11 protein-coding genes are annotated in these 12,590 nt (G+C 69.4%); 7 read left to right on the top strand and 4 right to left on the bottom strand.

The features are described 5' to 3' along the window. Window positions 1-127: 127 nt before the first annotated feature. Together CW359_RS20330 and CW359_RS20335 are read right to left on the bottom strand one after the other, a co-directional pair. The gene (locus CW359_RS20330; RefSeq protein WP_105971407.1) at window positions 128-1,132 is read right to left on the bottom strand and encodes a zinc-dependent alcohol dehydrogenase; all 1,005 of its coding nucleotides are present in this window, start codon (window positions 1,130-1,132) and stop codon (window positions 128-130) included. Continuing rightward, entirely contained in the window at window positions 1,129-2,286 is a 1,158-nt protein-coding gene (locus tag CW359_RS20335; protein ID WP_105971408.1) for a mandelate racemase/muconate lactonizing enzyme family protein, read from the bottom strand. Before CW359_RS20335 ends, CW359_RS20330 begins: the two co-directional genes overlap by 4 nt. Window positions 2,287-2,765: 479 nt before the next feature. On the opposite strand from CW359_RS20335, the gene CW359_RS20340 reads away from it, so the two are divergent. From CW359_RS20340 to CW359_RS20370, 6 genes are all read left to right on the top strand, one after another. Beyond that, on the top strand, window positions 2,766-3,761 hold the full coding sequence (locus CW359_RS20340; RefSeq protein ID WP_105971578.1) for a LacI family DNA-binding transcriptional regulator: 996 nt from the start codon (window positions 2,766-2,768) through the stop codon (window positions 3,759-3,761). 103 nt (window positions 3,762-3,864) lie between these two features. Next, entirely contained in the window at window positions 3,865-4,869 is a 1,005-nt protein-coding gene (locus tag CW359_RS20345) for an ABC transporter substrate-binding protein (protein ID WP_105971410.1), read from the top strand. Window positions 4,870-4,999: 130 nt separating this feature from the next. Beyond that, on the top strand, window positions 5,000-6,538 hold the full coding sequence (locus CW359_RS20350; protein ID WP_105971411.1) for a sugar ABC transporter ATP-binding protein: 1,539 nt from the start codon (window positions 5,000-5,002) through the stop codon (window positions 6,536-6,538). After that, window positions 6,535-7,644, top strand: coding sequence for an ABC transporter permease (locus CW359_RS20355; RefSeq protein ID WP_105971413.1), 1,110 nt, complete (start codon window positions 6,535-6,537; stop codon window positions 7,642-7,644). Before CW359_RS20350 ends, CW359_RS20355 begins: the two co-directional genes overlap by 4 nt. Continuing rightward, entirely contained in the window at window positions 7,644-8,669 is a 1,026-nt protein-coding gene (gene yjfF / locus CW359_RS20360) for a galactofuranose ABC transporter, permease protein YjfF (protein WP_105971414.1), read from the top strand. The genes CW359_RS20355 and yjfF overlap by 1 nt, the downstream gene beginning before the upstream one ends. A 163-nt stretch (window positions 8,670-8,832) precedes the next feature. After that, window positions 8,833-9,633, top strand: a complete 801-nt coding sequence (locus CW359_RS20370; protein WP_456300556.1) for an SCO2400 family protein — start codon at window positions 8,833-8,835, stop codon at window positions 9,631-9,633. 136 nt (window positions 9,634-9,769) lie between these two features. On the opposite strand, the gene CW359_RS20375 is transcribed toward CW359_RS20370, so the two are convergent. Then, the gene (locus CW359_RS20375; protein WP_105971419.1) at window positions 9,770-10,207 is read right to left on the bottom strand and encodes a MarR family winged helix-turn-helix transcriptional regulator; all 438 of its coding nucleotides are present in this window, start codon (window positions 10,205-10,207) and stop codon (window positions 9,770-9,772) included. Window positions 10,208-10,303: 96 nt separating this feature from the next. Between CW359_RS20375 and CW359_RS20380 the strand changes: the two genes are divergently transcribed. Next, on the top strand, window positions 10,304-11,332 hold the full coding sequence (locus CW359_RS20380) for an NADP-dependent oxidoreductase (RefSeq protein ID WP_105971421.1): 1,029 nt from the start codon (window positions 10,304-10,306) through the stop codon (window positions 11,330-11,332). 96 nt (window positions 11,333-11,428) lie between these two features. Here the strand turns inward: CW359_RS20380 and CW359_RS20385 are convergent, their stop codons facing one another. After that, entirely contained in the window at window positions 11,429-12,580 is a 1,152-nt protein-coding gene (locus CW359_RS20385) for a serine hydrolase domain-containing protein (RefSeq protein WP_105971422.1), read from the bottom strand. Window positions 12,581-12,590: the final 10 nt, after the last annotated feature.

Consider the following 12,590-nt stretch of genomic DNA (forward strand, 5'->3'; position numbering starts at 1 on the left):
AGGATCGGCCGGTTCGGCGTGTTCGGCATATCGGATGAGGTTCGCGGCTCTGGGTGCACAAGGCTTTGGATGTACGCCGGTACGGGGTCGTCAGGTACCCCGTACCGGCGTACGGCTCAGGGGTGTGTCACGGCCGCAGAAGGACCTTGCCGACCTTCGGGTCGCCGGACCCCACCAACTCGATGGCCTGCGGAAACTCCTCCAGCGGCAGCTCGTGCGTGACGAGCGGCAGCGGATCGAGCAGCCCGGCGCCGAAGACCCGCACGGTGTGCGCCCAGGCGTCCGGGGCCGCACCGAACACGGTGTGCACCTCCAGCTGCCGTACGACGAGATCGGTCGGGTCGAGCCCGTCCGCACCCGGCGCCGGAATCCCCGTGAGGACGAGCCGGCCACCGCGCCGCAGCAGGGCGGCGGCGGTACGCGCGGCGTCCGCGGACCCGGCGGTCTCGATGACGACGTCGAAGTCGTCCGGGAGTTCCTGGTCCTTCGTACGGAAGTCCGTGGCACCGAACTTCTTCGACAGCTCGGCCCGGTCCGGGCGCGTGCCCACGACGAGCAGTTCGGAGGGCGAACCCGCCTTCAGGAACTGCACGGCGAACATCCCGAGCGTCCCGGTGCCCACCACGGCCACCCGCTCACCCGGCACGGCGTTCGCCTTCAGCGCGGCGGCGGCGATGCACGCGGCCGGCTCAAGGAGCGCAGCCGCCGTGAGGTCCGCGTCGTCCGGCAGTACGTGCAGCAGCCGGGCCGGCAGCGTCAGCGTGGTCGCCATCGCGCCGGGCTCGGTGAACCCGGTCTCCTCGTACCCGGCACTGCACAACGTTGTCTCGCCCGCGTGACACCGGTCGCACACCTGGCAGTTGCGGAAACCCTCGCCAACCACCTTGCGGCCGAGCAGAGTTGGCGGCACGCCGGCGCCGACCGCAGTCACCGTGCCGGACCACTCGTGGCCCGGGGTGAGCGGGTAACGGACGTACCCCTCGGGCCTGTTGCCCTGGTAGACCTCGCGGTCGCTGCCGCAGATCCCGGCGGCATGGACCCGTACGAGGGCCTCGCCGGCCTCCGGCTGCCGAGGCTCGTGCGGCACCAGACGGTGCTCGCCCGGAGCCTCGATCACCACGGCGCTGCTCACTCGGTCCCCTTGGGCTTGCGCTGCTCCCAGCCCTCGGCCCACAGGTCGAAGCGGGCCTGCTGCTGCGGGAACTCCGCCGCCGCGTCCACGTCCAGCTCGACACCGAGGCCGGGCTTGTCGGAGAGGTGGAAGTAGCCGTCGATCACCTCGGGGGCGCCCGAGACGACCTTCTTGATCTCCGCGTCCGCGAAGTCGTTGAAGTGTTCGAGGACCTTGAAGTTCGGCGAGGTGAACCCGACCTGCAGCGAGGCCGCCGTCAGCACCGGCCCGCCCACGTTGTGCGGCGCGACCAGCACGTAGTGCGTCTCGGCGGTCGCGGCCAGCTTGCGGGTCTCCCAGATGCCGCCGATGTGACCGACGTCCGGCTGGATGATGTCCACGGCCTGGCTCTCGAAGAGCTCGCGGAACTCGATCCGGTCGTGGATGCGCTCACCCGTGGCGACCGGGATGTCGACCTTCGCGGCGACCTTCTCCAGCGCCTTCAGGTTCTCCGGCGGGCACGGCTCCTCCAGCCACGCGGGCTTGAAGGGCGCCAGGTCCTTGGCGAGCCGGATCGCGGTCGCGGGCGAGAAGCGGCCGTGCATCTCCAGCATCAGCTCGGCGTCCGGCCCGATGGCGTCGCGCACGGCCTCGATCAGGGAGACCGCGTACAGGCTCTGCTCGTGGTCCAGCTCGAAGTGGCCGGTCCCGAAGGGGTCGATCTTCAGCGCCTTGTAGCCGCGCTCGACGACGCCCTTGGCCGCCTTGTGGTACGCCTCGGGCGTGCGCTCCGTGGTGTACCAGCCGTTGGCGTACGCCTTGACCTTGTCGGTGACCTTGCCGCCGAGCAGCTGCCAGACCGGCACGCCGAGGGCCTTGCCCTTGATGTCCCAGCAGGCCATCTCGATGACGGCGATGCCGGACATCACGATCTCGCCGGCCCGGCCGTAGTCGCCGTACTTCATGCGCTTGACCAGATCCTCGACAGCGAACGGGTCGGAGCCGAGAATGTGGTTCGTCTTCGCCTCGTGCAGATAGCCGAGCAGCGCGTCGGTGTGGCCCAGCATGCGGGTCTCGCCGACGCCGGTGAGTCCCTCGTCGGTGTGCACCTGGACGTAGGTCAGGTTCCGCCACGGCGTCCCGACCACGTGCGTGCTGATTCCCGTGATGCGCACGGTACTCCCTAAGTCCTTGGCCTGTTCGAGATTTCGTCACTTGTTCGAAATGCTGTCGCGACAGTAAGGATGCTTCGGGCGGAGTGTCAATGGGTCGAACGCACAACCCTTCGCCGTGTCGTGGACGGCCGTCATGTGCGCCCACATTCCGGTGCCGCACCCCCGCTGCCCGCCGCTGACCGCGTTATCCAACCGTGACGCCTTCCTGACGCAGCCCTCTTGACCGCCATGAATTGTTAGCGCTCACAATGACCTCCGCTTCACCAGTTGTCATGCACGGCGTCCGAAGGAGGTACCAGCGTCATGTCGGCAGTGCCCCAACCGGCCGTCCCGCCGGGTGCCTCGGGGCAACCCGGAGCCCCGCAGTGAAGCGGGCGGCACGCCAACGACCGCCCGCGCCACAGGACTTACCCGCAGACGACCGCCAAGGAGGTGCAGCCGTGACCGAGTCGAACCACTCACCGCTCCGGCCGCCCACCATGGCCGACGTGGCACGCCAGGCAGGCGTGTCCCACCAGACCGTGTCCCGCGTACTGGGCGACCACCCCAACGTACGCATCGAGACCCGGGCAAAGGTGCTGCACGCCATCGAGGAGATGGGCTACCGTCGCAACTCCTCCGCACGGGCCCTGGCGACCAGACGCACCCTCACCCTGGGTGTGGTCGCCTCCAACACCACGCTCTACGGACCTGCCAGCACGCTCTTCGCGCTGGAGGACGCGGCCCGCGCGGAGGGGTATCTCGTCTCGACGGTCAGTCTTCGCGAACTGACCGTGGAGACACTGTCCGAGGCTCTGGACCGGCTCAGCGAAGGCGGGGTGGAGGGGGTGATCGCCCTCGCCCCCCAGCGCTCGGCGGTCGAGGCCCTCACCGAACTCCGCCACCCCTTCCCGGTGGTGGCCGTCGGAACCGGCTCCGGCGTGGAGATCCCCAGCGTCAACGTCGACCAGCGGCTGGGGGCCGAACTGGCCACCAACCATCTGCTCGCCATGGGCCACCGCACGGTCTGGCACCTCGCCGGACCCGAGGACTGGCACGAGGCGGCGGACCGGGTCGACGGCTGGCGGGCGACCCTCGAAGCGGCCGGCGTGGAACCGCCCGCGCCGCTGCGGGGGGACTGGAGTCCGCTGTCGGGCTACCGGGCAGGCCAGGAACTGGCGGGCTGGGTGGGCCGGGGTCTGACGGCCGTCTTCGTGGCGAACGACCAGATGGCACTGGGGGTGCTGCGGGCCCTGCGCGAGGCGGGCGTCCGTACTCCCCAGGACGTCGCGGTGGTCGGCTTCGACGACATCCCGGAGTCGGAGTTCTTCGCCCCGCCGCTCACCACCGTCCGGCAGGACTTCTCGGCGGTGGGCACGAGGTCCATCGCCCTGCTCCTCGACCTCATCGAGGGCCGGACGCCCTCGGGGACTTCCCGGGTCGCCATCGAGCCCCAACTCCTCGTCCGGGCAAGCACCTTCCCGTACCACCCCTAGGCAGCAACCCGATCGTCCCCACGTCACCAACGCGGTCGATATCTCGAACAATGATCGGCAGGCTGGACGCAGTGTGTGCGTCGGCTCTTCAAAGGAGAAGAACATGCTCAACAGACGGAACTTCCTCACTGCGGCGGTCGGCGTGGCGGCGGCGACGGGCCTGGCGGCCTGCGCGAAGGAGGACGACAGTTCCTCTGGCTCCACCTCCGGTGGCAGCAAGGCGATCGTCCTCGGCTTCTCCCAGGTCGGCTCCGAGAGCGGCTGGCGCAGCGCCAACACCGACTCGGTGAAGTCGGCGGCCAAGGAGGCGGGTTACACCCTCAAGTTCTCCGACGCGCAGCAGAAGCAGGAGAACCAGATCTCCGCGATCCGCAGCTACATCACCCAGGGCGTCGACGTCATCGCCTTCTCCCCGGTGGTCGTCACCGGCTGGGACGCGGTGCTCAAGGAGGCCAAGGCCAAGAAGATCCCGGTCGTCCTCACCGACCGCTCCGTCGAGACCTCCGACGAGTCCCTGTACGTCACCCTGGTCGGCTCCGACTTCACCGACGAGGGCCGCCGCGCGGGCAAGATCCTGGAGAAGGTCATCGCGAAGGCCGGCCTCAAGGGCGACGTGAAGATCGCCCAGCTGGAGGGCACCACCGGCGCGGCCCCCGCGATCGAGCGCGCCAAGGGCTTCAAGGAGGTCATGGACGCCGACCACGCGGACGACTGGAAGATCGTCGTCAGCCAGACCGGCGACTTCACCCGCGCCGGCGGCAAGCAGGTCATGGCCGCCTTCCTGCAGTCCAACCCGGACATCAACGTGCTGTTCGCGCACAACGACGACATGGGCATCGGCGCCATCCAGGCCATCGAGGCGGCCGGCAAGAAGCCCGGCAAGGACATCCTGATCGTCACGATCGACGGCGTGAAGGACGGCTTCATCGCGATGTCCGAGGGCAAGATCAACGCCATCGTCGAGTGCAACCCGCTGCTCGGCCCCCAGCTGATGGAGGTCGTCCAGAAGGTCAAGAACGGCGAGACGGTCGAGCGCTGGATCAAGACCAAGGAAGGCGACTTCATGCAGGACCAGGCCGCCGCCGCGCTCCCCACCCGCAAGTACTGACCCGCGTCCGCGAGTACTGACCGGCCGCACCCATCGGCAGGGAGCCCCCTCCACGAGCGGGGGCTCCCTGCGGGCCCGAACGCGGTTCAAGATCCAAGGCGATTCAAGAAGATTCAAAAGGAGCGCTGCCATGGCAGAGCCACGGCCCGTCCTGGAAATGACGGGCATAGTCAAGGAGTTTCCAGGGGTACGGGCTCTGTCGGGTGTCGACTTCCGGCTCTTCCCCGGCGAGATCCACGCCCTGATGGGCGAGAACGGAGCCGGCAAGTCCACCCTCATCAAGGTGCTGACCGGCGTCTACCCGCTGGACGGCGGCACGATCGCCCTCGACGGGCAGCCCGTCCGCATCGACAGCCCCTTCCAGGCCCAGCAGGCCGGCATCAGCACCGTCTACCAGGAGGTGAACCTCTGCCCCAACCTCTCGGTGGCGGAGAACATCTTCATCGGACGTGAGCCCACCCGCTACGGCCGCATCCAGTGGAGCCGGATGCGCAAGGAGGCCGCCGAGCTGGTCGACCGCCTCGGCCTGGACATCGACGTCACGGCGCCGCTGTCCTCGTACCCCCTCGCGGTCCAGCAACTGGTCGCGATCGTACGGTCGGTGGGCACCGGCGACAGCGACGGCGCCGGAGCCGGCACCAAGGTGCTGGTCCTCGACGAGCCGACGTCCAGCCTCGACCGCGACGAGGTCCTCGAACTGTTCCGCCTCATGCGGCAGTTGAGGGACGAGGGCGTGGCGATCCTGTTCGTCTCGCACTTCCTCGACCAGATCTACGAGATCTGCGACCGCATGACGGTCCTGCGCAACGGCACCCTCGTCGGCGAGCACCTGGTCAGCGAGCTGGACCAGGTCGGTCTGATCCACCTGATGATCGGCAAGGAGATGGACCAGCTGGAGGGCCTGCACGAGCAGCAACTCCACGCCGACGTGGGCGAACCGCTGGTCAAGGCGGACGGTCTCGGCCGCCAGGGCGGTATCTCCCCCTTCGACCTGGAGATCAAGAAGGGCGAGGTCGTCGGCCTCGCCGGACTGCTCGGCTCCGGCCGCACCGAACTCGCCCGGCTGCTCTTCGGCGCCGACCAGCCCGACAGCGGCAAGGTCAGCATCGACGGCAAGCAGGTCTCGATGAGCGCCCCGAACGACGCGATCGCCGCCGGGGTCGCCTTCTGCTCCGAGAACCGCAAGACCGAGGGCCTGGTCCCCGACCTGACGGTCCGCGAGAACATCATCCTGGCCCTCCAGGCGTCCCGCGGCTGGACCCGGCCCATCCCGGTCGCCCAGCGCGACGAACTGGTCGCCAAGTACATCAAGGCGTTGGACATCCGCCCCGCCAACCCGGAAGCCCGGGTAGGGCAGTTGAGCGGCGGCAACCAGCAGAAGGTGCTGCTGGCACGCTGGTTGATCACCCAGCCCAAGCTCCTGATCCTGGACGAGCCCACCCGAGGCATCGACGTCGGCGCGAAGGCGGAGATCCAGAAGCTCGTGGTCTCGCTCTCCGAGGAAGGCATGTCCGTGCTGTACATCGCGGCCGAGTTGGAGGAGGTGCTCCGGCTCAGCCACACCATCGGCGTGCTGCGCGACCGCAAGCTGGTCGCCCAGCTCGCCAACGGGCCCGAGATCACCCCCACCCGGATCCTGGAGACCATCGCGAGCGGAGAGCACCAGTGACCACCACTCCCCGCCTGCGGGCGCTGACGCAGCACCACCTGTTCTGGCCGGTGGCCGTACTCGTCGTCCTGCTGCTGATCAACGTCCCCTTCACCCCCGACTTCTTCTCGATCAAGATGACGGACGGCCACCTCTACGGCAGCCTCGTCTCGATCGTGCTCTTCGGCTCGCCGCTGATCCTGGTGGCGGTCGGCATGACCCTGGTCATCGCGACCGGCGGCATCGACCTCTCGGTCGGCGCGGTGGTCGCCATCACCGGCGCCCTGACCTGCTCGTACATCAGCGACCAGTCCGACCAGGGCGCCCTCGCCGGGGTCTTCCTGGCGATGGGCATCGGCCTGGTGGCGGCGGTCGTCTGCGGCCTCTGGAACGGCTTCCTGGTGGCCAGGATGGGCATCCAGCCGATCATCGCCACGCTGATCATCATGGTCGCGGGCCGAGGCGTGGCCCAGCTGATCACCGACGGCCAGATCATCACGATCAACAGCGAGCCGTACAAGCTGATCGGCGGCGGCTACTGGCTGACCCTGCCCTTCTCCATCTTCGTGGTGGCTGCGGTCGTCGCGGTCACGGTCGCCCTGACCCGCAAGACGGCCCTCGGCCTCCTGGTCGAGTCGGTCGGCGGCAACGCCGAGGCCAGCCGCCTGGTCGGCATCCGCTCCCGCCGTATCAAGATCATGTGCTACGTGTTCTGCGCGCTGTGCGCCGGTATTGCGGGCCTCATGATCAGCTCCAACACCTCGGCGGCGGACGGCAACAACGCCGGCCTGTGGATCGAGCTGGACGCGATCCTCGCGGTCGTCATCGGCGGTACGTCCCTGCTGGGCGGCCGGTTCTCGATCGGCGGCACGGTGGTGGGCGCCCTCGTCATCCAGACCCTGACCACCACGATCTACACCATCGGCGTACCGACCCAGACCAACCTGGTCTTCAAGGCCGCCGTCGTCATCGTCGTCTGTCTGCTGCAGTCGCCGAAGTTCCGCGCGAAGGTCTTCGGTAACAAGTTCGGCCCGGGGAAGCGCACCAAGGGCGGCGACACCACGTCCACCGCTCCGGCGGACGCCGCCCCGACGACCACGGCAGCCCCCAAGATGGAGGTGTCGTGATGAGCACGACCACACAGCCCCCCAAGATCCAGGACAGCCGTACGGGGACGTCCAGGGCCGCCCAACTGCTCGGCGACCGGCGGCTGCCCGTCGTCGTGACGGCCACGCTCTTCCTCGCGATGTACATCGTGGGCCTGAGCCGCTACCAGAACTACGGCTTCGGCGAACCGCAGGTGTTCCTCAACCTGTTCATCGACAACGGCTATCTGCTGGTCGCGGCCGTGGGCGCCACCTTCGTGATCCTCTCGGGCGGCATCGACCTCTCGGTCGGCTCGGTGATCGGCTTCACGACGATGCTGACGGCGTGGCTGGTGGAGAAGCAGGGCCTGCCGATCCTGGTGGTGATCCCCATCGCGCTGGGCGTGGGAGCGTTCGGCGGCTTCCTGATGGGCTACGTGATCCACAACTTCGAGATCCAGCCGTTCATCGTGACCCTGGCGGGACTCTTCCTCTTCCGGGGCCTGTGCCTGGTCATCAGCAAGGAGTCGATCGCCATCGACGACTCCTCGGTGAGCAGCATGGCCCAGGCGCAGGTCCAACTGGGCGCGGGCTTCCTGTCGATCGGCGCGATAGTCGCGCTCGTCGTCCTCACGGCGGCCTTCTACATCCTCCACTACACCCGCTTCGGCCGCCGGGTGTACGCCATCGGCGGCAACGAGCAGTCGGCGCTGCTGATGGGCCTCCCGCAGGGCGGCACGAAGATCGCGGTCTACACGGTGAGCGGCTTCTGCTCGGCCCTTGCAGGCCTCCTCTTCACCCTCTACATCCAGTCCGGCGACCCGCTGCACGCGACGGGCATGGAGCTGGACGCGATCGCCGCGGTCGTCATCGGCGGCACCCTGCTGACGGGCGGCTCGGGCTATGTCCTGGGCACCCTCTTCGGTGTCCTGGTGCTGGGCCTGATCAAGAGCATCATCCAGTTCGAGGGCACGCTCAGCTCCTGGTGGACGAAGATCGCGACGGGCGTGCTGCTCTGCGCGTTCATCCTGATCCAGCGGGCGATGACGGCACGCGGAAAGACGTGAGCCGGAGAGGGCCGCGATGATCTCCGACCATTCCGCGTCAGAAGATGACGGGGAATGGTCGGACTTGCTCCCGGTAGCTCAAACATGAAACGCCGCTTCCACACGGAATCTTCACAGGACCCCCTAGGAACGCACCCTTCAGGGAACTTATTCTTCCCGCGTCATGGACTACTGCGACCAGTGCCGACGGCACCTCGACGGGGCACTTGCCTGCCCGGAGTGCGGCACGCCGGACGAGGGCGGTTCCGCCGAGTCGCCGCGCCCCGGGCGGGCGGCTGCCCGGAACCGCGCACGCGGCGGTGGACGTGGCCGTGGACGCGCACGTGGACGTGGCCGTCGCCGTACGCGGCCCATGGCCCAGGATGTCGAGGACTCCCAGGACTCCGATGACGCCGAGGACACCCAGGACGTCGAGGTCCCGCCGGACGCCGAGGGCGTCGAGGGCACCGGCCGGGCGGGCGTCAGCAGGCGTGACCGCAAGGCGGCGGCGCACCGGCGGCGACGGAAGCGGGCGCTCCTCGTGGTCGTGGGGTTCGTGCTCGCGGCGGGTGGACTGAGCCTCGCCGAACTGGGCGTGGACGCCCCGGGGAGCACCCCGAACCCCGCGGCGGCGACCGACGAGGCGGCGGACGGTACGGCGACGGCCGAGGCCGACGACACGGAGTCCCCCGGGTCCGGCGAGTCGGCCGCGACGGACGACGAAGCGCCGGACCCGGCGTCCGCGGACACGCCGAAGTCACCGTCCGCGCCGGAGAGTTCGGGATCGAAGGCGCCCTCGGACTCGTCGAGCGGCAGCGCGGCCCCACAGTTGACGCCGGTCGTCGTGGCGCCGACGCCGACGAGGGCCGAGTCCTCGGCGTCCCCCTCCGCGTCGGCGTCCCCCTCCGCGGACCCGACGACAGCGGACCCGACCCCGGAGGCGTCCCCTTCGGAGACGTGCGAACTCCTTCTGGGCTGCGGCTGAGAGCTGCCGGCCGGAGGCCGCCGCAGCGGACCTCGGGGGCGAGGCCCGGTCCTCCCCGCTCACACCGGCCGAAGCCGAGGGAGCCGGCCAGGCTGTTCGCCCCTCATGACAGGGCCTAGGCCCTGTCGGGGCGGCCCTACGCCTCCACCATCCGCACCAGCAGCCCCCGCAGCAGCACCCGCTCCTCGTCCGACAGCCCCGCCAGCGGCTCCCGCGCGAAGTCCAGCGACTCACGCAGACTCCGCGCGACCCGGACCCCCTCCTCCGTGCACGCGGCCAGCTTCACCCGGCGGTCCGAGGGGTCGGGGCGGCGCTCGACCAGGTCCCGGGACTCCAGCCGGTCGACGATCCCGGTGACGTTCGACGGCTCGCAGCGCAGCTTCCGGGCCAGCTGCCGCATGGGCAGCGGGCCCAGTGACAGCAGGCTCAGGAGGCGGGCCTGCGCCCCGGTGAGGGAGTGCTGGGTGGCCGCCTCCTCGTACTCCTGGTGGTAGCGGGCCACGACCGCGCCGATGAGGTCGACGACTTCAAGGGTCAGGGGGTCGGGGCGGCGGGTCTTCTCCGGTGTGGCCATGCCCTCCAGGCTACCCCGTTACTTGACAACATGAAATATTCAGAGGCATTGTTGTTTCACGCACTGAAGTATTTGAGCCGCACCGGAGGGTCCCCCATGTCCGACAGCCCCGCTCCCGCACTCCCCACCGTCAACCGCGAATGGCACCTCCTCAGCCGTCCGGTCGGCGTGCCCAGGGCCGAGGACTTCGCCCTGGTCGAGTCCGAGGTCCCGCAGCCCCGCGAGGGCCAGGTGCTGGTGCGGAACCTGTTCGTCTCCGTGGACCCCTACATGCGCGGCCGGATGAGCGACGCCAAGTCGTACGTCGCCCCCTTCGAGCTGGGCAAGGTCATGCAGGCCGGCGCCGTCGGCGAGGTGATCGCCTCCAACGCCGAGGGCATCTCCGTCGGCGACCACGTCCTGCACTTCCTCGGCTGGCGCGAGTACGCGGCCGTGAACGCGAAGGACGCCGTCAAGGTCGACCCCGAGGCCGCCCCGCTCTCCACGTACCTCGGCGTCCTCGGCATGACCGGCCTCACCGCCTACGCGGGCCTGCTGCGCACCGCCTCCTTCAAGGAGGGCGACACCGTGTTCGTGTCCGGCGCCGCCGGCGCGGTGGGCGGCCAGGTCGGCCAGATCGCCAAGCTCAAGGGCGCCGCCCGGGTCATCGGCTCGGCCGGCTCCGACGAGAAGGTCAAGCTGCTGGTGGAGGAGTACGGCTTCGACGCCGCCTTCAACTACAAGGACGGACCGGTCGGCAAGCAGCTCCGCGAGGCCGCCCCCGACGGCATCGACGTCTACTTCGACAACGTCGGCGGCGAGCACCTTGAGGCGGCCATCGGCTCCCTCAACCTGCACGGCCGGATCGCCATCTGCGGCATGATCTCCGTCTACAACAACACCGAGGCCGCCCCCGGCCCGAAGAACCTCGCCCGCCTCATCGCCACCCGCGGCCGGATCGAGGGCCTCCTCGTCGGCGACCACTACGACCTCCAGCCGCAGTTCGTCCAGGAGGTCGGCGCCTGGGTCCGCTCCGGCGAACTCAAGTACCGCGAGACGGTCGTCGAGGGCATCGAGAACAACCTGGAGGCCTTCTTCGGCGTCCTGCGCGGCGACAACACCGGCAAGATGATCGTCAAGTACTGAGTCGCGCGGTGAAGTGACCTTCGCACGACGGTAGTTGTCGAGTACGACCGAGGCCGCACCCCTGGACGTGGGGTGCGGCCTCTCGCAGTCGGCTGTTCAGCCGCGCAGCGCCGCCTCGTGCGCCGCGCTCACGAACCGCTCGTTCTCCGGCGCCGCCCCGCCCGGGAAGGCGAACCGGCGGCGCGTGTAGCCGTAGGCCAGACCGCTGTGCGGGTCGGCGAAGGCCTGGGAGCCGCCCGCGCCGCTGTGCCCGATCGTGCCCGCGCCCAGGAACGGGTAGGCCACGTCCGCCGTCTTCTGGAAGCCGAGCCCGAACGACCGGTGGGCCCGGGACACCAGGTCGTAGCCGGTCGAGTGGAACTGCCCGAACTCCGCCACCGTGTCCGGCTTCAGCAGCGGAGCGTGCTCGCCCACCGCACTGATCGCCGCCGCGTACAGCCCCGCCAGCCCCCGCGCCGACGCCACCCCGCCGACCGACGCCGGACCCTTGGCGCGGACCACCCGGTGGTTGGGCAGCGACTCCAGATCGGTCGGTTCGGCCCCGTGCCGGTTGAAGGCGATCGACGCGAGCGTGTGCGGCCCGGAGGGCAGCGAGTCGAGCAACTCCCGCTCCTGAGGCGTCGGTCGCATCGGCTGTACGGACCTGAAGCGCGGCTCCAGCGCCTCGGGCAGCCCCAGATAGAAGTCCAGGCCGTACGGGACGCGCACCCGCTCCTCGTGCACCTGCTGGAGCGTACGGCCGGTCGCGCGCCGGACGATCTCACCGGTCAACGCCCCGATGACATAGGCGTGGTAGCCGAACGCCGTGCCCGGGCGCCAGAACGGGCGCTGGTCGGCGAGGCGTTCGGCGATCAACCGGTCGGAGGCCAGCTCCTCCAGGGTGAAACCGGCGTCGGCGCCGACCAGGCCCGACCGGTGTGCGAGCAGATCACGCAGGGTCAGTGTCGACTTGTCCTCGGCGGCGAACTCCGGCCAGTAGTAGGTGACTTTGCGGTTCAGCTCCAGCGTGCCCTCCTGGACCAGGACGGCGACCACGAGATGGGCGGCGCCCTTCGTGGACGAGTACACGCCGTAGAGGGTGTCGGGTCCGGTGTCCGGTCCCGCCCACAGGTCGACGACCCGCCTGCCGTGCACATACGCGCACAACTGGCCCTCGTAGTCGGGCTGTTCACCGGCGACGTACGCGGCGAACTCCTCCCGTACCGCCTCGAACCCGTCGCTGACAGTGCCGTGGATCTCCTGCGTCATCCGCTCTCCT

The organism is Streptomyces geranii (assembly GCF_002954775.1).
GTDB classification, from domain to species: Bacteria; Actinomycetota; Actinomycetes; order Streptomycetales; family Streptomycetaceae; genus Streptomyces; species Streptomyces geranii.

What these genes read in the sequence shown, in the direction of transcription:
- CW359_RS20340 (WP_105971578.1), top strand. Translation starts at nt 2,766, where the DNA reads ATGGCCGACGTGGCACGCCAGGCAGGCGTGTCCCACCAGACCGTGTCC.
- CW359_RS20345 (WP_105971410.1), top strand. Translation starts at nt 3,865, where the DNA reads ATGCTCAACAGACGGAACTTCCTCACTGCGGCGGTCGGCGTGGCGGCG.
- CW359_RS20350 (WP_105971411.1), top strand. Translation starts at nt 5,000, where the DNA reads ATGGCAGAGCCACGGCCCGTCCTGGAAATGACGGGCATAGTCAAGGAG.
- yjfF (WP_105971414.1), top strand. Translation starts at nt 7,644, where the DNA reads ATGAGCACGACCACACAGCCCCCCAAGATCCAGGACAGCCGTACGGGG.
- CW359_RS20370 (WP_456300556.1), top strand. Translation starts at nt 8,833, where the DNA reads ATGGACTACTGCGACCAGTGCCGACGGCACCTCGACGGGGCACTTGCC.
- CW359_RS20375 (WP_105971419.1), bottom strand. Translation starts at nt 10,207, where the DNA reads ATGGCCACACCGGAGAAGACCCGCCGCCCCGACCCCCTGACCCTTGAA.
- CW359_RS20380 (WP_105971421.1), top strand. Translation starts at nt 10,304, where the DNA reads ATGTCCGACAGCCCCGCTCCCGCACTCCCCACCGTCAACCGCGAATGG.
- CW359_RS20385 (WP_105971422.1), bottom strand. Translation starts at nt 12,580, where the DNA reads ATGACGCAGGAGATCCACGGCACTGTCAGCGACGGGTTCGAGGCGGTA.